Genomic DNA, 21,871 nt, shown 5'->3' on the forward strand with positions numbered 1-21,871 from the left:
GGATCTGTCCGCGCCTTCAACGAAGCGTCCCATCCATATCCCCCATCAGGAAACGGAGGAATCGTAACCGACTCGTGGCTTTTCACACAGCCAGGGTCAAAAGCTGCACTGACCGCCGCGAAGTCCAACTTCCGCTCTGCCCCTGTTAACGGACATCGTCAGACGGTCAGTCAGGTCCACCACCAGTTGTAACTCAAAAAGACCCGCGCGCGAAGGGGAACCGAATGCGCTAGGTCGCATTTCTAGACGTACAGGCACACTTGCTACGTCAAGCTGACCCTTTCACGACAACTTCCGAAAGGATGGCGACCATGCCACGGGTGAAGCAAGCTGCGAAGCACGCACGCGCAACCAAAGCCGCCGCCGTGACGGCACTCGGTACGGCCGGACTGGGTCTCTCGCTGGCGGGGAGCGCATCCGCGCACACGATACCCACTGCTCATATCCCGCATTCTGACAACATCTCGCCCAATCAGCGCTTCGTTCTTGGCGAAGAGGAAATGGCCGACGTCAGTCTCGCCACGTTCTATCTCTTCGATAAGGAAAATGCTGGAAGCGACGTGCAGCTAGCCGCTGTTGTTGTTCGCCGAGGTTGCGGTGGTTGCCGTGGCTGCCGTGGTTGCCGAGCTGTGCGTGGTTGCGGTGGCTGCGGGGGTTGCGGCGGCTGCTGCGCACGCTGGGGACGGTGCCGCTGGTGCTAAGTTCCGCGACCTAGCGGATGAACGATAAAACTTAACGAACAATCGTGCGGCATCTCCGCCGCAGGTCGGCGATGATATCCCCCCTGTAGCCTGCTTCTCAGTACATCCGTGAAACCGAAGCGTCGACCGATGTTATAGGGTCTTCAGATTTTCAGCGCTCGTCTTTCCGCGCCTCGGATCGGTCTTCTCCTCGAAGGAGACCTTCTGCCCTTCGGCTAGTCCATGAAGGCCCGCACGCTCGACGGCGCTAATGTGAACAAATACATCCGGCCCACCATTGTCCGGCTGAATAAAGCCAAAGCCCTTCTGGCCGTTGAACCACTTCACGACACCCGTTGCCATTATCCGTCTCCAACAATACCCACGAAAGAGTTCGCTACCCACAATCCGTGTGAGCAAATTCGATCCAGCGATGTCTTGGAAAGGCCCCCTCGGGGCGCGGCCATCAAGTCATTCAATAGGTCGAACCCCTTCACCATACCACCGGTGGCATGGGTTGCCACGGGAATGAGATGAGAGGGCGCCGCGGCTGGCCTCGGGTTCCGCGGCCTTCTCGAAGGGACTGTTCACGGCCCGCAAAACCTTGATTGCAATCAGCGGGCCGGCGGGCTTCTCTGTGCGGCGCACGCGCCCCAAATGCTGTAAGGAACACAATGCCCTACATCTTCTCGATCAACGACGACGTTCATCATCAAGCCCAGCGACCGCAGGGCCGCGCCGACAATGGCGGACGGACCGTCTACACAATTGTTGCATGCCTCCCGATTGAGGCGGACGGACGCATTCGATACCGCATCAAAAGCAAAACCGAGAATTTCGAGCGTGTTGTAACTGAAGATGAACTCAGTCAGTGGCCACAGCAGTAGGCGCGACAGTGGGCCTGTCGGTTGGTTCACAGGGGAGATCCGGCTCGACCTGCTTGCGGTCCACCTCGCTTCTCAGTGGCATTCGTACCGCGAGTGCAAACACCGCCTGTATCGCATCAAGCTCAAGGCCTCTCTTCGTTGCGTGTTCAGCCCGAACTATGCAGCCCCTGTGTTCTCCAATGAGCGCCAAAGGAGCCGCGACGCTAGTGGCCCGTGGCGTGCCGGTTCATTTCCTCCAGAAGCTCGCGCATTGCGTCGAACTGCGTGCCAAAGCCTTTCCAGTCGCCGGACTTCAATCGTTCAACGGCATGATTGTAACGGTCGAGCGCCTCCCGTGCCTGACTTGCCGACGGGCGTGCGACAGGAATTTCCTCCTTCGTGTTCGAGACCGGCCGCACCGCGCCAGGCTCGATAAACAGTGCTGACAAGGCCTCGTCGAGCGTCTCCTTCATCACCACATGTTCACCATAGGCTGCGATCACGCGTTTCAACTCCGGCAGGTGTCCGTGCTCCGCTCGCAAATAGAGCGGCGTTACATAGAGGATCGAGTTCTCGATTGGGATCACAAGCAGGTTCGCACCGCGTATCACCCGCGAGCCCATCTGATTCCACAGCGTGATCTGCTGCGATATATCGGTGCTCTGATTGATCCGCGCTTCGATCTGGAACGGCCCGTAGACGAGCTTCTCCTTGGGAAACTCGTAGACAATCAGCTTGCCGTAGTCGGGTGCGTCGCAACGCGCGGCGAGCCACGCGATCATATTGTCGCGGCGGCTTGGCACCATGGGAAGCATGAGGAAAAACTCGGCCTGCGGCTCGCCGGGCAGTCGCATGATGATGTAATATGGGGCCATCGTCGCAATGCCGCCGCCGCCCGGCTGGCGCGGGAACTGCCAGAGATCCTCGCGGTTATAGAAAACGTCAGCGGCCTCCATGTGATAGCTCTGATAGAGCTGCGCCTGAATCAGGAACAGGTCCTCCGGATAGCGAATGTGCCTCTGCATATCCGCCGGCATGGCCGAGAATGGCTTGAACATGCTCGGAAAGATACGCCTATAGGTCGCTGCAATCGGATCGCCGGTGTCCATCAGGTAAAAGTCGACGGTCCCGTTATAGGCATCGACGATGACCTTCACTGAATTGCGAATGTAGTTGATATCCTCGTCTTGCGCCGGCTGCGCGGAGGGGAAGTAGGAACTCACCGTGTAGGCGTCCTGCATCCAGAACATCCGCCCATTGCTGATGACCAGATAAGGATCGTGATCGAGCCTGAGGAACGGGGCGATCGTTCGTACTCTTTCCCCGATATTGCGCCGGATCATGATACGGCTGTCGGTCGTGATGTAGCTTGAGAGCAGTAGGTTCGGGTCGTTGAAGTAGTAAGCGAACAGGCCTCTCCACACCATCGCTCCTATCGGAACGCCGCCCGTACCGTCATAAGCCGCGTAGACATTGTCCTTTCCCTTCGGATAGTCGAACTCCGGCGTGCTCCCCTTGACGATGACGTAGTTGTCGCTCCGTTCGCCGTAGTAGAGGCGCGGCTCGTGGATTTTGGGGCCTCCATCCGCAACCGGAGGGATATCCCGCAAATAGAGCAGCGGTAGCCCCTCGGTGCTTTTGCGCGTGACCGGGCTCATCACCGCGCCATTGCCGTGAGTAAACAGCACGTGGCGGTTGACCCATGTCTGGGCATTGGGCGGCAGCAGGGAGGGCTGCAATTCGCGAGCCGAGAGCATCACGCTTTGGTAGGAGCCATCGAGCCAGTAGCGATCAACATCAAGATCATGGAATTTGTAGTAAGTGCGGATCTCTTGCAGCTGCGCGTAGGTGTCCGACAAGGGCAGCCAGTCCCACAGCCTGATATTGTCGATTGTCGCCTTGTTGGCGTCGAGCGTCTTGAAGCTAAGCTTCTGTTCCGCCGCAAACGGCTTGGCTGCGATCTGATCGAGATTGTAAGCCTGCCGGGTGAGCGCAATGTTGCGTTCGATATAGGGCCTTTCCAGCTCCAATTCGCTTGGTTTGACGAAGAACTCCCGGAACAGCACGGGAATCACGCTGGACAGCACGAAAGACCCGATCACGACAAGCAGGAACGCGGCGGCAAGAAGCCGGTAGGTGCGCACCCGCAAATTTGCCCACGTGGCGAACGCCGCGATGACCGAAAGTCCGATCATCAACCACAAGGCCGGGAGCCTCACGTGGACATCGGTGTAGCTTGCGCCGACGACCACACCGTTGTCGCCGTAGAGCAGCAGATAGCGATCAAGACCATAGGACCAGGCCTTCACCGCAAAGAAAAGACCGAGCAGCACTGAGCCGTGGGCAATCGCCATCGACGACATTGATCGACGATGAAGGTCGTATTCGATATCGCCGTGCACCCAGTAGATCGCCGCGGCGAAAAGCGCGCTGAGAACGAGCGCGAGCATGATCCAGTTTTTGATGAGGATATAGGCGGGCAGCGAGAAGAGATAGAAGCCGATGTCCTTGTTGTAGAGCGGATCGTCTGCGCCATATGGCACCTGATAGACAAACCGCAGGAAGACACCCCAGTTGCCGACTTCTGCGGCGGCGACGAGCAGAGCGATCAAAGCTGCCCCACCTACGATCAACCGGGACCACGGCAGTCGATCGCGTAAAAGCGCAAGCAAATCTGGCGGCGCGTTGACCGCGAAGTTCCACACCGAAGCGGTGACAAGCTGTGTCGACCGCCGTCGGGCAAAGCGCAGTGCGAACCATCCGTTCAGCCAAAGGATGATGGCGGTTCCGGTCCAGACCGCAAGAAAGATGACGGTTTTCGCACCGATTGTCGTCCAAAAAACCTGCGGATAATTGATCGAGGAAAACCACAGCCAGTCGACGAGGAGGTCGCTCGCGAGCCAGAGAAGGATCAGGCAAACCCCAATGACAGCGGCCGCAATAGTGAGCCCGACCACGGCACTCTGCCTTGGTACCTTCCGTTCGGGTCCGGTGATCCCGATCGTCATGGCTTGATCATAGCGGAAATGAGGGACGCCCGCCGCTCGATTTCGCGGTCGGAATAGCGCCTCAAGGCGGGGGCACGGGTGCTCGAACCTGGGTCGCCAGGATCGCGAAACAGCGCAAAGTGGCGAGGTCGGCCGCGAATTCCCATTCGGCCTCGGTCGGAAGTTCCTTGCCTGCCCACTTGGCAAAAGCCTCGGCGTCGTTGAACGCCACATGCACGACCGGGTGCTCGTCCAGCTCGCGGATCGAGCTGCCCGGTCCGTAAGGCCGCCGCCAGCAGAAAATTTGTCATAATTCAAAGGCGCGCGATGTACCGATCATCGGCGCGACCTAAATGATCTGCGGACAGTTTTCTTCCTGACGGCTCAGCGATTGCGCCAACGAGTCGCGATGATTGCCTATGTTGTTTCGTCAAACTACTGCTCGACAGCTGACTATGGTCGCTCCGTTCTTGTGGTAGATTCGGCGGCGCTATCGTGCCAACCGACCAACCAACGATCGGATTTTGACACGTGCTGATTCAGTTGTCCGCAGGTTGCTCGCTCATATAAACTACCCCCCGATCTCCTGCGGAGCCTTGCCATGAAAGCCTTCTTGCTCGCCTGCGCAGCCGCAATTGTGATCGCGGCGGCCGGTTTTGTCGTCCTTGACCAGATCCAGGAACCCGTCCAACAAGCGTTTGCGACGACGGGCGTGCGGCTCTGACCAAGCGCCTGGCACATTTATGGGCCGCGCGATCCCTACTCCGCCGCGGTGGCCGCCGGCCGGGGCCGTGCATTCGCTTCGGCGCGCGCATTCTGCTCTTCAAGCCAGAGCCCATGGTGCTCCTTGGCCCAGTTGACATCGACAGTGCCGCTGCCCATTGCCTCGAACGCGCCTTCCATACCGATCGTCCCGATATAGATGTGCGCCAGCATCGCCGCGATGAAGAGCATCGCCACGATGGAGTGAACGATCTGCGCGAACTGCATCCCTTCGATACCTGACAGATAGAACGGGAACATCAGCACATATCCGGTGGCCGCCACCAGGCCTCCGCCGATGACCACGATCCAATAGATCGCCTTCTGGCCGGCGTTGAAACGATAGGCCGGTGGATGATCGTGACCTACTATACCGCCACGGCGCTTGATCCAATCGACATCCGCCTTGTTCGGGACGTTGCCAGCGATCCACATCAGGAAGATCAGCACGACTCCGATGGTGAACGGAAAGCTGAGGTAGTTGTGCGCATACTTCGCCCACTGCGACCATTCGGAAAACGCCTCGTGGCCAATCAGCGGCAGGAGCAACGGACGGCCGAAGGTGATGTTCAATCCGGAAATCGCCAGAACGACAAAGCAGGTCGCAGTCATCCAATGCACGAAACGCTCGAATAAGGAAAAGCGCACGATTGTGCGGCCGGATCGTCCGCTTTCCAGACGGACCATGCCGCGCGTCAAATAGAAGATCACGAGAACCGCCAGCATGCCGAGGATGGCAACCCCGCCAATCCAGCGCAGCGCCACGTTGCGGAATTCACGCCACTCGCGGCCAGCCGGCTGCATGAGCACGCTGGAGCGCTGGTCGGGAATGCTGACGCGCCCCTGGATCCGGTCCATTTCCTGGAGCAGCTGCCGCTCGTTAACCGAGCTCGCTGTCGGATTGACCTGCTGGGCCAGTGACGGTGCCGGCGCCGCAATGATCAACAGAAGCAATGCCCACGCGCCGATGGTGACTGGAATGAACCTTCCGGATGACGACATGAACTCCTCCTCGGCATCTGCGCCGCGTGGCCGCGGCCTGCTTCAGGACTCGATCGTCTCGCGATAGGCGGTTTTCCAGCCCCATGCGCCCGAGCCGTAGCCGCGCTTCAGTACGCGCTCTCTGTAGATCTGGGCGATGATCTCGCCATCGCCGGCGAGCAGCGATTTTGTCGAGCACATCTCGGCGCAAAGCGGCAGCTTGCCTTCGGCAAGCCGGTTCGCGCCGTATTTCTCGTATTCCTCCTTGCTGCCGTCGGCTTCGGGACCGCCGGCGCAATAGGTGCATTTGTCCATCTTGCCGCGGGAGCCGAAATTGCCGACCTTCGGATATTGCGGCGCGCCGAACGGACAGGCGTAGAAGCAATAGCCGCAGCCGATGCAGAGGTCCTTGGAGTGCAGCACCACGCCGTCGGCGGTGGTGTAGAAGCAGTTCACCGGACACACCGCAGCGCAGGGCGCATCGGTGCAGTGCATGCAGGCCATCGAGACCGAGCGTTCGCCCGGCTTGCCGTCATTGATGGTGACGACACGACGCCGGTTGATGCCCCAGGGGACCTCGTGCTCGTTCTTGCAAGCCGTCACGCAGGCGTTGCACTCGATGCAACGGTCGGCGTCGCAGAGAAATTTCATACGTGCCATCGTCGTTGCTCCTTATGCCGCCGCGATCTGGCAGAGAGTGACTTTCGTCTCCTGCATGTTCGTCGCGGGATCATACCCGTAGGTGGTGATCGTGTTCGCGCTTTCGCCGAGCACGATCGGATCGGTGCCCTTGGGGTAGTTGCTGCGAAGATCCTTGCCTGCGAGCCAACCGCCGAAGTGGAAAGGCATCCAGGCAACGCCCTTGCCGACACGCTCGGTGACGAGCGCCTTCATCCTGGCCCTCGAATTGTTCTCTGCGCCCGTGACCCAGACCCAGCCACCGTCCGTGACGCCGCGCTCGGCGGCATCGGCTGGATTGATCTCGATGAACATGTCCTGCTGCAATTCGGCGAGCCAGGGGTTGGTGCGCGTCTCCTCGCCGCCGCCCTCATATTCGACCAGACGGCCGGACGACAGGATGAGCGGAAATTGCTTCGCGATCCCCTTCTCGACCGCCGCCTTTTGCACCGAGAAGCCGATATTGGGCACCCGGAACTGCTCGGCGTCGGGCAACGTCGGATATTTCGCGACCAGGTCGACGCGCGGCGTGTAGATCGGCTCCCGGTGTACCGGAATGGGGTCGGGCAAGCCGAACGCATTCATCCGCGCCTTGCCGTTGCCATAGGGCACGCAACCATGCATGAGCGCGACACGCTGGATTCCGCCCGACAGGTCGAGCGACCACGACACCACGTCTGGCTTGGCCGGGTTGATCTTGTTGATAACAGCCATTTCGGCTTCCGTGAGCTCCGTGTCCCAGCCGAGCTTCTTCAGGCTCGCCAGCGTGAATTCCGGATAGCCGTCCTCGATCGCCGAACCCTTCGAGTACGAGCCGTCCGCGAGCAGGCTGACCTTGCGCGTGGTGCCGTCGGGCAGCTTCTCTTCGCGCTCGACGCCAAAGCGCGGACGGAACGTGCCGCCACCGTCCATCACGTGCAGATTGGTGTTGTAGAGCAGCGGCGTGCCCGGATGCTTGACTTCAGGTGATCCCCAGCACGGCCAAGGCAGACCGTAATAGTCGCCGCCGACCTCGGGATCGTCCTTGGGCGCCCGCATCGTCAGCATGTCGAACTTCGCCTGGTTCTTCATATGCGCCTTGAGGCGCTCGGGCGATTGCCCGCAATATCCCGTCGACCAGCTGCCGCGGTTCATCTCACGCAGCACATCCTCCGCCTCGGGCAGATTGTTCTCGACCTTGATGTTCTTGAACATCTTGTCGGCGAAGCCGAACTTCTTCGCCAGGAGATAGATGATCTCGAGGTCGTCCTTCGATTCGAAGATCGGCTTCACGACCTGCTCGCCCCATTGCAACGAGCGGTTCGAGGCAACGCGCGAACCCTTGCACTCGAATTGCGTGGCAACCGGGAGAATGTAGACTCCATCCTTGCGTCCCGCCTCGACCGAGAGCGAGGCCCAGGTCGTCGGATGCGGGTCGGCGATGACGAGCAGCTCGAGCGCCTTCAGGCCATTAAGGGATTCAGGAATGCGGGTGATGCTGTTGCTGGCGTGCCCCTGCACGAACACGGCCCGCACATTGTCCCTCTGCGCGATCCGATCTTTCGGCAGCGTCACCGCTTCGAACCAGCGGGTCAGCGGGATGCCGGGCGTTTCCATGATCTGCTTGGAGTCGAAGCGCGACTTCAGGAACTCATGGTCGACTTCCCAAACCCGCGACCAGTGCTTCCACGCGCCTTCGGCGAGCCCGTAGTAGAACGGCAGCGTGACGATATCGAGCCCGACATCGGTCGCGCCTTGCACGTTGTCATGGCCACGGAAGATGTTGGCGCCCATGCCCGCTCCGCCGACATTGCCGGTCATCAGCAGTGCGATGCAACTGGCCCGCACGTTGGCGGTGCCAACGGTCTTCTGGGTCTGGCCCATGGCCCAGATCAGCGTTGCCGGCTTCTCGGTAGCAAACATCTTGGCGACGCGCTTGAGCTGCTCGCCGGGAATGCCGGTGACACGCTCGACTTCTGCCGGATTCCACTTCTCCACTTCTTTCCGGAGATCATCGAATCCATAGACCCGCTGTCGGATGAACTCCTTGTCTTCCCACCCGTTCTGGAGGATGTGCCACATCATGCCGTACAGCACCGGGATGTCGGTGCCCGGCCGCATCCGAACATATTCGGTCGCGTGTGCCGCGGTTCGCGTCAGGCGCGGGTCGATGACGACAAAGTTGGCCTTTTGAAGCTCCTTGCCCTCAAGCAGATGCTGCAACGATACAGGGTGCGCCTCGGCTGGATTGCCGCCCATGATGACCTGGGTCTTGGCATTGCGGATATCGTTGAAGCTGTTGGTCATCGCGCCGTAGCCCCAGGTGTTGGCCACACCGGTAACGGTCGTTGAATGGCAGATGCGCGCCTGATGATCCGTGTTGTTGGTTCCCCAGAACGCGCCGAGCTTGCGGAACAGATAGGCGCCTTCGTTCGTCATTTTGGCCGAGCCGAGCCAATAGATGGAATCGGGCCCAGATTTCTCGCGGACTTCCAGGAGCTTGTCGCCGATCTCGTTGATCGCCGTATCCCAGGAGACACGCGTCCACTGCCCGCCCACAAGCTTCATCGGATAGCGCAGCCGCCGCTCGCTGTGCACGAGCTCGCGCACAGAAGCGCCCTTGGCACAATGTGATCCGCGATTGATCGGGGACTCCCAGCTCGGCTCCTGGCCGATCCACACCCCATTCAGCACCTCCGCCGTCACGGTGCATCCAACCGAACAATGCGTGCAGACGCTCTTGCGAACGGTTGCTCCCGATGTGAGGGGACCTGCCACTGCTGCTTTCGCCTTGCGGACGCCGCCGACCGGCAGCGTGCTCACTGCAGCGAGAGCGCCGCCACCAAGGCCAGACCGGAGCAGGAAGGTGCGGCGGTCGAGACCATTGGTTTGCCCGGACAAACCTCCCGCGATTGATCCGCGTGAAGCGGATTCGGAACGCTGTTGTGTTCTCCTGATCAGCACGGCCGCCTCCTCTCAACCCGGATAGCGATTGACACGGTAGTACGCCTTCACATGATCGGTCTCCTTGTAGCGCGCCTTGCGTTTCTCATCGTCGGTCTCGCTGTCCGCCTGAGCAGGCGTGATCAAGGGCGTTGCCAGCGTCGCGCCCGCACCGACCGTGCCGATGCCGACCTTGCGAAGGAAATCGCGGCGTCCGACTGTCGTTCTCTGCTCGTCCCTCATCGCATCTCTCCTGGACCAGCGGCGCTGGTCAGTTGACGAACGTGAAAGCCTCGGATTCGATTTCCAGAAAATTTCGTCCAAGTGTTCCGACCGACCGGTAGAATTTGGCGTTTTCCGCCTTCTCCATGTCGGCAAACAAACGTCCCATCCAGCGGGACACATGCTTCTCGAAGAATGTGCGCTGTGCTTCCGTTGGCACTGGGAAGCGTGCCACCGCAAGGCCCGCCATGATCTCGCACAGCGTCGCCGCGTGATCCTCGGGCTCAAAATTGCTCTCGACCCGCTCAATGCCGAGCGCGGCGAGATCGTCGCGCAGGCGCGACAGCGGACGTTCGTGGAGAAACCCCGTCAAGTAATAGGATGCGTAAGGCAGCAACTCGCCGCGACCCAGACCGACGAAGAGGTCAAAATATTCGCGCTCGACCTCGGATACGGCCGCTACCGATGCAGCTTCTGCAATGGTTGCATGGGCGCGTCCAAGCGGCGTCGCATCGCCATGCAGTTGCGCGATCTGCTCGAGCAATGCGGCCGACGGCGCGGACGAGAGCAAGGTTGCAAGCAGCGCGTATTCCTGCGCGCGCGCGGCATCGGTCGGATCAACCGCGTCGTCCGGCGCGGCCGGCTCGCTATAGAGATCGGGACGAAGCACTTCGCGCGACACACCCGTTGCGCCTTCGACCGCAATCACACGTTGCGCGGGCACCCTGTTCCAGTTCGACACCGAGGGCTGGGCAATACCGATTTTTCGGGCAAGCTCGGCAACGCCGCCCGCCGCATCGATGGCTCGTTCAAGGCCCGCATCGCGCATGCCGACCTCCCATCCAGGGGGCCAAGCGCTTGATTGCGTTTGCGTAACAAAGACTAGCCGCGTGTCCGGGAGCGGTCAATTGATAGCCATAGCCTGAGGCTATCGCATTTAGTCGCAGTCTACCGGGGCAACGCCCCGCCATGTGTGCGGTGCCGAAGGGGAGTCTCTTCACTCGCAGCTACGGGTTGCGATGCAGTAGAATTCGACGGCAATTCCGCGGCTGCGAACTCGCCGAGCGGTCGAGGTTCCGTGATCGCCTTCACCGGATTTGATGATTGCTCGAAACCGGCCTCCGCGGGAGCCGATCGCGCGGCGTCTTCGGCAGCCTCGCGCGGATTGGGGCGGCCCTCGGCGGCCTCTACCACGCCCCCGACGACGCGGCGGACGAGAGCGTCAATTTGCTCGGCCGAATAGTCCAGCGGACCGAAGCCAGCCATGGCGTTCGGGTCGTTGAAGTCCCAGGCGTTTTCCGCCAACCCCACGAAATCGCGGATGGTGGGATCGGCGCTCCAGGCGCGACGGAGCGCCGCCCGGCTCAACTCCTGCGGAATGCCTTTGCGCAGGAAAGCCGTGATGTCGGTGGCAGCATCGATCGATTCAATCGGGGGCAATTTCGACAGCTCCGTCTCCGGGGGAGCCGGCTCTGCCGCGGCCCGGTTGGACAGCGCCGGCCCATGCGCCTCAGCGGCTTCTTCAGGGGCTGGTTCAGCGTGACCGGCCTTCGCCTCTTGCTTGCGGCGCGCCCAGCGCGCCAGGAATTGCTCGTCGCTCATTCGTGCTCACCGTCGTGGTGACGCCGCGCAAGCGCCTCAGGATCGGCGCGGCGTCGCTCGCGCTTGACGAATTCCCTCTCGACGTGGTGCTCGGCGATGAAATTTTCAATCGCCTTATGCAGTATCTCAGGCATTGGCACCGCTTCGACCAGATTGGCACCTGCTTCCGTGAATGCCTCGCCTTCCGCTGGATCTGCGGTGACGGCCGAAACGGCATAGGGCCAGGCGCCCTCGGAGGGAGTCAATACGATCCAGATGCGGGGAGCGCCCGTGGCAAGATTGTCGCGGTAGCGCTCGGTTTCCGAGCGATAGAGATCGACCATGGCGTTCCCGGCATAAAAGAGCGTCAATCCCTCCTGCGCCCGTAGGACAGTCCACGGCATCATCTCCGACTCATCCGGCAAGACGCCGATGCCGCGCCAGACAAAATCAATCCATGGGGAATCCGCCTTGCGGCGCTCGACGACAACGCCGACCGGAATGCGCAACAATGGCAGCGCGCCGGGGCTCACGTTGCAGCCTCCAGGTGCTTGATCGGCAACCCCGTCAACAGATTCTGCGGCTTCATCTGCACCAGCTGATCGGAGGTCGTTGCAAGGATCAGGTAGACCGGCTCGCCCCCGACCGCATCAACGACCAGGCTGGAATCTGGAAAAGTGAGCCGGAACAGCGCTAGCACACGACTTGCGGTGCGGTCGTCCAGCGCCTCTCCATGCCAAAGCTGGTCGCCCATCCGGGTGGCTTCAGCATCGAGCCCAACATACCAGGTGAGCTTCGCATCGCGCAGGGCGGTGAGCGGCTCAATTCCGACGGCAAATCCAAGCAAATGAGTAATCCAGCGCCCCATGGCCTCTGCCAGCGCAGCGGGGCCCCGCGTTCCGCCGGTGAAATCGAGCGCAAGATCGAACTGATCGCTGCGCTGCCAGTAGCTGTCGGCATTCCCCTCGCTGAGGACGTCGATCTCCGCGCCGGTTGTTGCCCCCAACATGGACATCAGCGACAACACGGGCGTTTGGCTTGGCCCGCCAATGATTTCCTCGTCGCCCAACAGCAGCAAGTGTTCGTGCGGCACGATACGCTGCGGCCGGAAGAACAGTTCGGCCGCGCGCAGCACGAACGGGTCCTCGCAGCCGTCAAGCGCATTTCGCAGGATCACGTGAACAAGGTGGTTCACAAACAGCGGCGGCAGGTTGACGTGACGTGAGCGAACCAATGCAAGATAGGCCGCTTCCAACGTGGGTTCGCGCAGCAGAAGCTTCCGAAATGCCAGTACGAATTGCCAGTTCTCCCGCGCATCCGCATCGGCGATCGCAGCTACCTCCTCCGCAGCGACTGCCCGGCCCGGGTCAGCGAGCAGCTCCTGGTGCAACCTGCGTTCGACCGCGCAAGCGTCGTTCGGCGGCATCAGTTCGGGACGCACGAAGTAGGCCTTCAGGAACTCATCCGTGACCACGAGCCCGCCGCTCGCATTGTGATCGAGCAGGTGGTGGCCGCAGGCGATCCAGAAATCCCTCATCGGCGCGACGGCTCCTCGCTCATATTCGCAAGATTGAGATCCTTGTCGGGCTCGGTGTCATCCTCCACTTCCATGAACGAGAACGCCTTGCCGTGACGCTGGCCCTCGCGCAGTTGCAATCTGCGGAATGACTCGCGGACCTCGCCATTGCTCGCCGAGCGGTGGACCGCGATCAGCGCGCTGATGGGATGTGTGCAGAGTGATTGCGCAAAGGCGACTTCCTCTTCAGCGGCAAGGCGCGCGGTTGCAAGGTCCGGCGCCCCGAACCGTTCGACCAGTTGTTTCGCAAGGAGCTCCACCAACGTCCGGCGATCGCCTTCAGTCGCGGGGACGATTTGCACCAGTGTCGACCAGCCCCAGGATTGCACGCCGAGGAAACCGCTTCGAAACGCCGAACGGTCCTTGCCGCTCAGCTTCGCTGCATCCCGATTACAAAAGCGGAAGGCGCCCGACACCGCCCAATCGCCGGGCTGCGCCGGCACGTCGAACACGAACGTGTCGGATGGATCGAGCGCGATGGTGCGCAAGAGCTTCACAGACGCGGTCCTCCGAGTATTGAATCGAACCATGACGGCGATAGCAAGCCCTTCTTCAGGTCGTGCCGATCGGTCCTGTTTGTCCCAATTCGGCGGGCAATAAGATCACTGTTGTCAGCGATCACATATGTGGTTTGCCGCGCACGCGGCAACCGACTTAGAAACTCGCGTGCGATGCCGTCGAATCCATCGGCTTGCCAGGCGTCGAGAGCGCGCATCAGATGCCGCACAAAGCTCTCCGTCACCTGAATCGCGCCGGCCTCACCAAAACCCTCCTGATCCAGGGCGGAAGCGAGCGGATAAACGCCGGCTTCCCTGTCGCTCATCGCAACCGTTCGGATCATGGCACCGAACACCAGCCAGCGCGGCGGCTCGTCCTCCTTTGCGGACGAAGGCCAGCCGAGCCGCCCGCCACCAACGAGGCCGCCGTCAACACGGATCGCGTCCGGCCAGTCGATCGCGATCTCCTTGTTCGGCGGCGCATACGCGCGCAAGGCGTCGGTCAGCGCCACCATCCCCGCATAGAAAGCGCGGCGCGCGGTACGCAACGGCTCGCCAGGTTCAAGGACGACTGCGAACTCGGCAAGATCGAACCGCCCCACGTAGGTCAGCGTACCTGCCCCACTCTCTTCGGCGATATGCATGGCATGGGCGAAAGAGTCACGACTTTCGCGCAGCCTCACCAGCGTGAATGGCGGAGGCAGATTGATTGGCTCCGTGACCGATGAGTGCCCAGGGGCTGTCGGTGTCAGGCGGACCTCCAGCTTTCTTTTCTTCTCTTGTGAGAATAACTTAATCGACCAGGAGGGGCGACGCGAGTCCGCTCGCCGTCGTTCCCGGACCTCTTCAGGAGGTGAAGGGCTGCGCATGCCTGATCCGCCGAACACGATCCTGATCTGCTCGTGCGAAGACACGATGCGCCTCGATACGGCCGCCGTGAAGCGAGGATGCCGCAAAAGCGAAATCGCCGAGTTCCGCCAGCTCTGCAGGGCCGAGCTCGATCATTTTCGCAACGCGGCGAAGGCGGAAGGACCGCTCATCGTCGGCTGCACCCAGGAGGCCCCACTGTTTGGCGACGAGGCGAAGGGGCGTTCGGGGAAACTGGATTTCATCAACCTTCGCGAGACGGCCGGCTGGTCGGTGGAGGGAACCAAGGCAGGCCCAAAAATGGCAGCACTGCTCGCCGCTGTGTCCGAGGCTGCGCCTGCTTTTCCGTTGGTCACCCTATCGAGCGAAGGGGTGATCCTGATCTATGGCCGCGACGAACTTGCGGTCGAAGCTGGTCGATTGCTTGCCGATCATCTCGACGTGACGATCATGATCACAAAGCCGTCACAGATTATGCCGCCGGCGACGACATCCTTTCCGATCGTCCAAGGAACGATCCGTAACGCCAAGGGCCATTTGGGGGCCTTCGAGTTGACGGTCGACGACTATGCGGCCCCCCGCCCCTCCTCGCGCGATACGCTCGTCTTCGAGGCTCCGTGCGACGGCCTGACTTCGCGCTGCGACATCGTCCTTGATCTCTCCGGCGGGAAACCGCTTTTTCCCGCGCATGACTTGCGCGACGGCTATCTCCGCGCGGATCCGCGGGACCCGGCCGCGATGCTGCGTGCGGTGCTCAGGGCACGCGACCTCGTCGGCAACTTCGACAAGCCGAAATACGTCAATTTCACCGCAGAGATCTGCGTCCATTCGCGCTCGAGGCTGACGGGTTGCCATCGCTGTCTCGATCTCTGCCCGACCGGAGCGATCACGCCACATGGCGATCACGTCAAGATCAACGCCGAGGTCTGCGCCGGATGCGGCCAGTGCGCCACGGCCTGTCCGACGGGTGCAGCAACCTATGCCCTTCCGCCGCCCGATGCGCTGCTGCACAAATTGCGCGCAATGCTTTTGACCTACCGCGAAGCCGGCGGCTCCGGTGCGGTCGTGCTGCTGCACGACACCCAACATGGCAGCACGCTGATCGATGCGCTCGCCCGCCACGGCGACGGGCTTCCCGCCAATGTGCTGCCGTTCGCCGTCAACGAGGTGACACAGGTTGGATTGGAAGCGGTCGTGGCATCCTTCGCCTATGGCGCAGCGGGGATACGCTTTCTCCTCCGCGCAAGACCTTTGCACGACATCTCCGGGCTTTCTCAAACCATAACGATGGCTGATGCCATTGTTTCCGGATTAGGTTTTTCGGGGCGCCGGGTTGCGACTATCGAAACGGACGACCCGGACGTGCTGGGCGAAGTGCTGCGGTCGATTGAACCCGCGCCGGCCGTGGAGCGTCCCGCAACCTTCAAGACGGTAGGCAAGCGGCGCGACCTGCTTCGCTTCGCTCTTCACGAACTGCACCGCGTTGCGCCTGTGCCGACCGACGTCATTGCGCTGTCCCAGGGCGCGCCGCTTGGTACGGTTACCGTCAATACGGACGGATGCACTTTGTGCCTGGCCTGCGTGTCGGCCTGTCCCACCGGGGCTCTCCGCGACGATCCCGAACGTCCCGTGCTTAAATTCGTCGAAGATGCCTGCGTGCAGTGCGGATTATGCCAGAGCACCTGCCCGGAAAAGGTGATCACTCTGAAGCCGCAGATCGATTTCCGGGCCGCAAGGGCTCCGGCACGGATCATCAAGGAGGAGGAGCCGGCGCTTTGCATCCGCTGCAATAAGCCCTTTGGGGTAAAGAGCACGATCGAGAAGATCGCTGCGAAACTCGAGGGCCGACACTGGATGTATCCCGCGGGCGACAAGCGGCTGGACGTGGTCAGAATGTGCGCGGACTGCCGCGTCACCGCCATGAGTGAACAACAGTTCGACCCGTTCGCCGGCGTGCCCGAACGCGCTTCGCCTCGCACGACCGATGATTATCTCCGTGAGCGTGAGACCAAGCGTTAGCTACTTGGCGGTGGCGCGCGCCAGGAAATCCGTAAGCGCCTTGCGATCCTTCGCGGATCCAATCCGCTGCTCCGGCATTTTTGTGCCAGGCGTATAGGCGTTCGGACCGAGTTCGAACAATTTTGACACGGTCTCGGGCGTCCACACGATGTCCATCGCTTTGAGCGCGTCGGAGAAGCGATAACCAGGCAGCGACGCGATCCTGCGGCCGTATAAGCCCGCAAGCGTGGGGCCGGCGCGCTGCGCGTCCTGCTCGGACAGGGTATGACAGGCAACGCACGCCCTGAACACCTCGGCCCCGTGATCTCCCGTATAGGCTGCAAGCGGATCGTGCGGCGTAGCTTGCAACGATGAGCCGATGGGGGCGCCGGTCAGCGCATTCCAGCGCCGGATCCTGCCGTCGACGCCGCCCGTCAGCAATGTTGCGTTGTCCGGCAGGAAAGCGACCGACCACACGGGCGAACCTGTATCGACCAGGCTTCGCGCGATGCCTCGCGCCTTTCGGTCGATGACCGTCACGACACCGCCAATTCCTGCAGCAGCGACCGACGTGCCGTCTGGAGAGATCGACAACGCGACAATCGGCGTCTGGCCAGCTTGCACCTCGCCGCTTTCCCGGCCCTCCGACATCAGAAAGCGTAGCTTGCCATCAGCACCACCCGTTACGATCTCGCCGTCAGGCGCGACTGCCACGGCATTAAGGGGTGAGCCCAGCGTGATGACATTAGGGGTGCCACCCGCCAATGGCCAGATCCTCAGTTCACGATCGTAACCCACGCTCACCAGCGATCGTCCATCCGGCGTGAATGCGACGCCGTTGACGTTCTGCGCATGCCCTTCCAGCACCTGCTGCGCGCCATCGCCGAGCGACCAGATACGAACTGTATGGTCCCAGGAGGCAGAAGCCACTCTTGCGCCATCCGGCGAGACTGCAAGTGAAGCGATCGGCGCGCCATGGCCCTCGAAAACCTGATCCGGCTGCTGCCGGCCAGGCGTCCAGATCGCTACCTTCGCATCCGCTCCGGCAGTCACCATCCGCCCATCCTTCAGGAAGGCCACCGCGTTCACCGCATCGGAGTGAAAGCGAAGGACCTGCTCGGCGGATTCGGTCTTGAGCGACCATCGGATGGCGGCGGTGTCGAAGCTGCCCGACAGAACATTTTTGCCATCACTGGAAATCGCAATCGCCCGCACGGGCCCACCGTGACCTGTCAATTGCGCTGGCGCCGGCGCTGAATGCATCGCCAACAGAGCGGCAACGATGCAGAGACTGGTGCTGAGACGTGGGACCCAATTCATCTGCGGCTTACAGGTCGTTCGGGCATGTCGTCGGTGTTGACACGGCGTACGTGCACTCGCTCGGTCTCGTCAATGATTGAAGCCGTTATCCGGTTTCCATGCTGCACCGCAGGACGGGCATGGCTCCGCTACTCAATGCCGCAACGGCTGTTGTCGGCTTGAACCGGGCATAGCCTGAACCTATGCTTGATCTGACACGTCGAGGACGACGTCATGCAAATACGACCTAAAACGTATCTGCATTTCATTTCGTTGTGGCGATCACTTCGCGATGCGATACCGCCACACCGTGACGATGTGCCCGCTGAAACGTCACCGTTCCTCATCTATACCGCGGCCGTGCTGATGCTTCTCTTGGCCATTCTGGAACTGGACGCTCATCGAGGCGAGCTGGAATTGCTCGGCCTTTTGGGGAACGACTACCCGATTCCGCCCGCTTTCCTGGGCCCGTAGCCCCGCCTCTCGACCACGATTTCGTTCGACCTCGCAGGCTCAAGCGCATCGATTTGCGAGCCCTGGCTGAACGGTCTGCTGCGCGGCCTTCTGCCTAAAGCGCGATGAGATTGGGATGAATCGTCATCGCGCTTTAGGTTGTTGTTTGAGCATGATCTTTTCGGAAAACCGCTGCGCACTTTTTCGGATCATGCCTTAGCGCTTGGAATCCCGCGGAAAGACCAATGACCGATCGTCAAAATCGTCGACCGGCAGCTTGTCTGCGCTTCGACCGCTTTGCATGCCCTGCAATGTCGACGTGCTTGATGTTCCGGCGCGCCCGACCGTTGCGTTCGAGTGTGATCGCGGGATGCCGGTCACAGCAGCAAGCAGACCAACAGCGGCGATGGAACAAATGATCAAAGGCTTCATGCGAAATCTCCTGTCCGCCAGAAATCCCCGCAGCGATCTGATTAGCGCGAAGCCTGACGTGGGGGTGTGAGCCGCCTCACACCTCCCGGGATTCTTGCGCTCAGCGCCTGTCAGGTTCCTAGTTTGGAACCGTCAGAGCCGGCTTCATCCCGGAGCGAGGTTCGTCGACCGCGCGGGGCGGCAAGGCTTGTTGGGCGCGATTTGTTTGGCGCGCTGGTCACGAACAATCTTCGGGAGGCGTTGCGAAACAGCACGTCAGGCACGAAAATCTCAGACCATCTACCGCACCAGTTTCGCACCAGAAACGATCTCACCGGAACACAACGAACACGACCGAACGCAGACCAAAACGCGTCCAGATCAACGAAGCCGACTTCGAAGCGGCCGCATTGGCACGGGGGCGGCTCAGTTTTCGGACAATCACATCTTGATCGCATTCGCGAAGAGCCCGTCACCCCACTCGTACAACGGCCGCATGAAGTCCGATTGGGTGTGGATTGCTCGACCTTTGCGTTCACGCCATTTTCGTCCGTAGGTATCGAACGGAAAGTGTCGCATGTAGTAGTCGCAGGTCTCTTCCCAATGGTCGACCGACAACGATTTGCCGTAGTGCTGGCAATAGAGGCCAGTCGCCACGCGTTCAACGCCACCCGGCTCGCGCGCATGGTGCTCTGCGAAGGTGACCTGCAACCGGTTTCGCCACAACATCAGAATGTCTCGCCTTTCCGGACCAAAGAAACGACGAAAGTCCAACAGTTCGCGATCGGCCTGATAGGGTGCGTGGTCCCCAGGAGTCATATAGGCATCGAACAGTTGAACCCGCACGCCGTCGCATTCGCTAGAATGCGTTCCTTCTATGAATCCGCGTAAATCCCCGGTAACGCGCTCATCCGCATCGAAGCAAAACATCCAGTCGAACTGCAAATGCTCGCGCGCCGTCTGCAACAAGAGGCCGCGATGCCGACCCTCAGCAATCCGGCGCGCCTCGATGTCAGCTTCCCATGAACGATTTGTCACAATCAGAGCGACTTTCGGGTGTTCGCATAGAATCTCCAGCGTACGATCCGTGCTCGCGTCATCATAAGCGACAATCGCATCGACCTGCTTGCCCACGTAATCCAGTGTGTCTCTGAGAATAAGCGCTTCGTTACGAACGCGGGTAGCGCCGATTAGAAGGTGCTTGTCACCCAATAGACCTGTGTTGCAAGCAATAATTCGTTCGCCCTCGCGAAGTAGCCAACCAATGGTGCCCGGCATGATCGACGCCTCCCGACTATAAAAAATTGACACCAACGATGGCGGACGGGCGCGTATCAGCAAGATTAAGAACTCTCGTTGTCGCCGCATCGAGCCGGCGAGCCGCCCCTCTTGACCATCCCTCCCCATACGCGATTTCGTGATATCTTCTCAAAGAGGTTGTTAGATCAGCGAATGCAAGGCCCTGACCGCGGCTTCGCGGGTCTCCACAGGAACGAACAAATTTATCGAATGTGGTGATAGAACGTACTTTTCAACGACAATCCCGTGGGATTGCAGAATTTGCATCGCCTGAAATGGCAAGTCTGAAGAAACGCCGCCGAAGCAAGTGAGGCTCACCGAACTCAAAGTCTCACGCCCTTTGCGCAAGTCCTTGCTCCTTTCCAGCGTGCGCAGCAGAGTGTCGAGCGTTTCCGACTCGCAAGTCATCATGATGCGCGTTTTTCCGGCGGTGAAAGCCGAGACGAGGACTTGCGGCCAAGATAGGCCGTTTTGCTTGAGATGCTGCGCAAATTTCTCAAAACCATGACTGAGATTCGTTGAAGCGATCTCCACATGCTCAATACGAGCCATCGAATTGACGGCCAGAATTTTTCCGGTTTCCATTCCGATAACCTCTTTCATCACTCGCGTGCTGTGTTCGTAATTGCCCCATTTTCGTAAGAACAAAGGGATATTTTGGCTTTGTGCCAGCTCCACGCTGCGAAAATGCAAAACCTTGGCGCCCCAAAAACACATTTCGGATAACGATGCAAAATCCAGCCGGCGCAATGGCTTTGCGCTCGCCACGACGCGCGGATCGGCCGAGCAAATTCCGTCGACCTCTTTGATAATTTCACAGCGCTCGGCCTTTAGCGCCGCAGCCATGGCGACGGCAGTGGTGTCGCTGCCGCCCCTGCCTAGTGTGGTGATCTCTTTGGTTCGCGGATTCACGCCTTGAAAGCCCGCTAAAACCACGATGCGTCCGCGATCGAGTTCTTCGAGCACGCGCGCAGGCCGCACATCTAAAATTCGCGCGGAAGAATGAGATTCGTCTGTCATTACACCGGCCTGACTCCCGGTAAAACTAATGGCTGGCGCACCGAGATCAGACAGGGCCATGCTCATCAACGACATGCTGATGCGCTCACCGGTCGTTAGCAACATATCCAGTTCGCGGCGGTTGGGATGCGGGCTTACTTGATAAGCCGCCTTAATTAATTCGTCGGTCGTCTTACCCATCGCTGAAACGATCGCCACGACGCGATGACCACGGCTGTGCAAATCGGCGAGGCTCCTCGCAACCGCGCGGATTTTTTCCGGGGTTTCTAGACAGACGCCGCCGTATTTTTGCACGATGGTCGGATTGTTGCGCATTTACGTGCGACGGCAGCTGTATGAGCGGTGGCCTGATGTTCGCTTCGCTCCGCCGGATAGTTTCATGCATCTAGCTCCAGAACTGCTTGCGGTCCGCGCAAAGATTGGATCACCCCTATCGAATTTCGCGACGTTTTTTCCGCGCGCCAGCGCGTCTCTGAGGTTCAGAGATTAGGCCAGTGCACGCGGTTGCCCACGTACCTCTCCGCTCATCGCCTTTCACAGCTCTCCAAGTATTCGATACAAGAATCGTTTTTCTTGGCGGAAGATTGGCGGTCACGACAAGATCGGCTGGGTAACGCTAAAGGTTCTGCCGACCCGAAAAATAATCCCTGAATGAAAGTGTCGTACCGGTTTCGCCGGGAAATGGCCACACGCACGTCCTCGGACCAGCGGTGCCGCCGACCCGTCTCCACCGCTTCAAGCCGTTCGACTTGGGCACTGAGCCCATCACCGT

The 21,871-nt window shown here is 60.5% G+C and carries 20 protein-coding genes and 1 pseudogene; 4 read left to right on the forward strand and 17 right to left on the reverse strand.

The genetic code is table 11. The features are described 5' to 3' along the window. Positions 1–833 precede the first annotated feature (833 nt). Positions 834–1,043 (reverse strand): cold-shock protein, encoded by a 210-nt coding sequence (locus tag CT676_RS39855; RefSeq protein WP_038945713.1) that lies wholly within the window; start codon positions 1,041–1,043, stop codon positions 834–836. Positions 1,044–1,354: 311 nt separating this feature from the next. Here CT676_RS39855 and CT676_RS39860 point away from each other — a divergent pair, with 311 nt between their 5' ends. Beyond that, a complete protein-coding gene (locus tag CT676_RS39860; RefSeq protein WP_085403304.1) occupies positions 1,355–1,567 on the forward strand; it encodes a hypothetical protein in 213 nt (70 codons plus the stop codon). Between the two features lie 203 nt (positions 1,568–1,770). Here CT676_RS39860 and CT676_RS39865 read toward each other — a convergent pair whose 3' ends face one another. Both CT676_RS39865 and CT676_RS39870 read right to left on the reverse strand, forming a co-directional pair. Further along, complete coding sequence (locus CT676_RS39865) at positions 1,771–4,554, reverse strand: UPF0182 family protein (RefSeq protein WP_085403303.1); 2,784 nt, start codon at positions 4,552–4,554, stop codon at positions 1,771–1,773. A gap of 130 nt (positions 4,555–4,684) precedes the next feature. Next, positions 4,685–4,828, reverse strand: a pseudogene (locus CT676_RS39870) (SUMF1/EgtB/PvdO family nonheme iron enzyme); the annotation flags it as partial. 306 nt (positions 4,829–5,134) lie between these two features. On the opposite strand from CT676_RS39870, the gene CT676_RS46180 reads away from it, so the two are divergent. Further along, positions 5,135–5,257, forward strand: coding sequence for a hypothetical protein (locus tag CT676_RS46180; protein ID WP_256376430.1), 123 nt, complete (start codon positions 5,135–5,137; stop codon positions 5,255–5,257). 35 nt (positions 5,258–5,292) lie between these two features. Here CT676_RS46180 and CT676_RS39875 read toward each other — a convergent pair whose 3' ends face one another. The 10 genes from CT676_RS39875 to CT676_RS39925 form a co-directional block, all read right to left on the reverse strand. Then, on the reverse strand, positions 5,293–6,297 hold the full coding sequence (locus tag CT676_RS39875) for a formate dehydrogenase subunit gamma (RefSeq protein ID WP_063985304.1): 1,005 nt from the start codon (positions 6,295–6,297) through the stop codon (positions 5,293–5,295). Between the two features lie 42 nt (positions 6,298–6,339). Continuing rightward, positions 6,340–6,936 carry a formate dehydrogenase FDH3 subunit beta gene (gene fdh3B, locus CT676_RS39880; RefSeq protein WP_063985305.1) on the reverse strand — a complete coding sequence of 199 codons (597 nt, stop codon included), beginning with the start codon at positions 6,934–6,936 and terminating at the stop codon, positions 6,340–6,342. Between the two features lie 12 nt (positions 6,937–6,948). Further along, positions 6,949–9,897 carry a formate dehydrogenase subunit alpha gene (locus CT676_RS44565; protein WP_063985306.1) on the reverse strand — a complete coding sequence of 983 codons (2,949 nt, stop codon included), beginning with the start codon at positions 9,895–9,897 and terminating at the stop codon, positions 6,949–6,951. 12 nt (positions 9,898–9,909) lie between these two features. Further along, positions 9,910–10,119: a twin-arginine translocation signal domain-containing protein gene (locus tag CT676_RS39895; RefSeq protein WP_063985307.1), complete on the reverse strand. Its 210-nt coding sequence runs from the start codon at positions 10,117–10,119 to the stop codon at positions 9,910–9,912. A 28-nt stretch (positions 10,120–10,147) separates the two neighbouring features. Next, the gene (locus CT676_RS39900) at positions 10,148–10,927 is read right to left on the reverse strand and encodes a molecular chaperone TorD family protein (protein ID WP_085403302.1); all 780 of its coding nucleotides are present in this window, start codon (positions 10,925–10,927) and stop codon (positions 10,148–10,150) included. Positions 10,928–11,046: 119 nt separating this feature from the next. Beyond that, the gene (locus CT676_RS39905; protein ID WP_085403301.1) at positions 11,047–11,700 is read right to left on the reverse strand and encodes a DUF3306 domain-containing protein; all 654 of its coding nucleotides are present in this window, start codon (positions 11,698–11,700) and stop codon (positions 11,047–11,049) included. After that, positions 11,697–12,212: a DUF3305 domain-containing protein gene (locus tag CT676_RS39910; protein ID WP_071916335.1), complete on the reverse strand. Its 516-nt coding sequence runs from the start codon at positions 12,210–12,212 to the stop codon at positions 11,697–11,699. The genes CT676_RS39905 and CT676_RS39910 overlap by 4 nt, the downstream gene beginning before the upstream one ends. Further along, on the reverse strand, positions 12,209–13,216 hold the full coding sequence (locus CT676_RS39915) for a DUF6352 family protein (protein ID WP_085403300.1): 1,008 nt from the start codon (positions 13,214–13,216) through the stop codon (positions 12,209–12,211). The genes CT676_RS39910 and CT676_RS39915 overlap by 4 nt, the downstream gene beginning before the upstream one ends. After that, positions 13,213–13,752: a DUF6505 family protein gene (locus CT676_RS39920; protein WP_063985312.1), complete on the reverse strand. Its 540-nt coding sequence runs from the start codon at positions 13,750–13,752 to the stop codon at positions 13,213–13,215. The genes CT676_RS39915 and CT676_RS39920 overlap by 4 nt, the downstream gene beginning before the upstream one ends. Next, positions 13,749–14,456, reverse strand: coding sequence for a biotin/lipoate--protein ligase family protein (locus tag CT676_RS39925; protein ID WP_275552145.1), 708 nt, complete (start codon positions 14,454–14,456; stop codon positions 13,749–13,751). The genes CT676_RS39920 and CT676_RS39925 overlap by 4 nt, the downstream gene beginning before the upstream one ends. Before the next feature lie 211 nt (positions 14,457–14,667). Between CT676_RS39925 and CT676_RS39930 the strand changes: the two genes are divergently transcribed. After that, positions 14,668–16,638 (forward strand): 4Fe-4S binding protein, encoded by a 1,971-nt coding sequence (locus tag CT676_RS39930; protein WP_085403336.1) that lies wholly within the window; start codon positions 14,668–14,670, stop codon positions 16,636–16,638. On the opposite strand, the gene CT676_RS39935 is transcribed toward CT676_RS39930, so the two are convergent. Next, positions 16,639–17,937 (reverse strand): c-type cytochrome, encoded by a 1,299-nt coding sequence (locus CT676_RS39935; RefSeq protein ID WP_085403299.1) that lies wholly within the window; start codon positions 17,935–17,937, stop codon positions 16,639–16,641. A 213-nt stretch (positions 17,938–18,150) separates the two neighbouring features. On the opposite strand from CT676_RS39935, the gene CT676_RS39940 reads away from it, so the two are divergent. Next, entirely contained in the window at positions 18,151–18,390 is a 240-nt protein-coding gene (locus CT676_RS39940; protein WP_085403298.1) for a hypothetical protein, read from the forward strand. 195 nt (positions 18,391–18,585) lie between these two features. Here CT676_RS39940 and CT676_RS39945 read toward each other — a convergent pair whose 3' ends face one another. The 3 genes from CT676_RS39945 to CT676_RS39955 all read right to left on the reverse strand — a co-directional run bounded on the left by CT676_RS39945 (position 18,586) and on the right by CT676_RS39955 (position 21,414). Continuing rightward, entirely contained in the window at positions 18,586–18,801 is a 216-nt protein-coding gene (locus CT676_RS39945; protein ID WP_085403297.1) for a hypothetical protein, read from the reverse strand. 420 nt (positions 18,802–19,221) lie between these two features. Then, on the reverse strand, positions 19,222–20,058 hold the full coding sequence (locus CT676_RS39950) for a glycosyltransferase family 2 protein (protein ID WP_085403335.1): 837 nt from the start codon (positions 20,056–20,058) through the stop codon (positions 19,222–19,224). Positions 20,059–20,220: 162 nt separating this feature from the next. Then, positions 20,221–21,414 (reverse strand): aspartate kinase, encoded by a 1,194-nt coding sequence (locus CT676_RS39955; RefSeq protein WP_135216935.1) that lies wholly within the window; start codon positions 21,412–21,414, stop codon positions 20,221–20,223. Positions 21,415–21,871 lie beyond the last annotated feature (457 nt).

This window comes from Bradyrhizobium sp. MOS001, from assembly GCF_004634465.1.
Lineage (GTDB): Bacteria > Pseudomonadota > Alphaproteobacteria > Rhizobiales > Xanthobacteraceae > Bradyrhizobium > Bradyrhizobium barranii.

Coding starts and splice junctions, on each gene's coding strand:
- CT676_RS39915 (WP_085403300.1), bottom strand. CDS start 13,216: ATGAGGGATTTCTGGATCGCCTGCGGCCACCACCTGCTCGATCACAAT.
- CT676_RS39945 (WP_085403297.1), bottom strand. CDS start 18,801: ATGAAGCCTTTGATCATTTGTTCCATCGCCGCTGTTGGTCTGCTTGCT.
- CT676_RS39955 (WP_135216935.1), bottom strand. CDS start 21,414: ATGCGCAACAATCCGACCATCGTGCAAAAATACGGCGGCGTCTGTCTA.
- CT676_RS39900 (WP_085403302.1), bottom strand. CDS start 10,927: ATGCGCGATGCGGGCCTTGAACGAGCCATCGATGCGGCGGGCGGCGTT.
- CT676_RS39895 (WP_063985307.1), bottom strand. CDS start 10,119: ATGAGGGACGAGCAGAGAACGACAGTCGGACGCCGCGATTTCCTTCGC.
- CT676_RS39905 (WP_085403301.1), bottom strand. CDS start 11,700: ATGAGCGACGAGCAATTCCTGGCGCGCTGGGCGCGCCGCAAGCAAGAG.
- CT676_RS46180 (WP_256376430.1), top strand. CDS start 5,135: ATGAAAGCCTTCTTGCTCGCCTGCGCAGCCGCAATTGTGATCGCGGCG.
- CT676_RS39935 (WP_085403299.1), bottom strand. CDS start 17,937: ATGAATTGGGTCCCACGTCTCAGCACCAGTCTCTGCATCGTTGCCGCT.
- CT676_RS39950 (WP_085403335.1), bottom strand. CDS start 20,058: ATGCCGGGCACCATTGGTTGGCTACTTCGCGAGGGCGAACGAATTATT.
- fdh3B (WP_063985305.1), bottom strand. CDS start 6,936: ATGGCACGTATGAAATTTCTCTGCGACGCCGACCGTTGCATCGAGTGC.
- CT676_RS39940 (WP_085403298.1), top strand. CDS start 18,151: ATGCAAATACGACCTAAAACGTATCTGCATTTCATTTCGTTGTGGCGA.
- CT676_RS39875 (WP_063985304.1), bottom strand. CDS start 6,297: ATGTCGTCATCCGGAAGGTTCATTCCAGTCACCATCGGCGCGTGGGCA.
- CT676_RS39860 (WP_085403304.1), top strand. CDS start 1,355: ATGCCCTACATCTTCTCGATCAACGACGACGTTCATCATCAAGCCCAG.
- CT676_RS39930 (WP_085403336.1), top strand. CDS start 14,668: ATGCGCCTCGATACGGCCGCCGTGAAGCGAGGATGCCGCAAAAGCGAA.
- CT676_RS39865 (WP_085403303.1), bottom strand. CDS start 4,554: ATGACGATCGGGATCACCGGACCCGAACGGAAGGTACCAAGGCAGAGT.
- CT676_RS39855 (WP_038945713.1), bottom strand. CDS start 1,043: ATGGCAACGGGTGTCGTGAAGTGGTTCAACGGCCAGAAGGGCTTTGGC.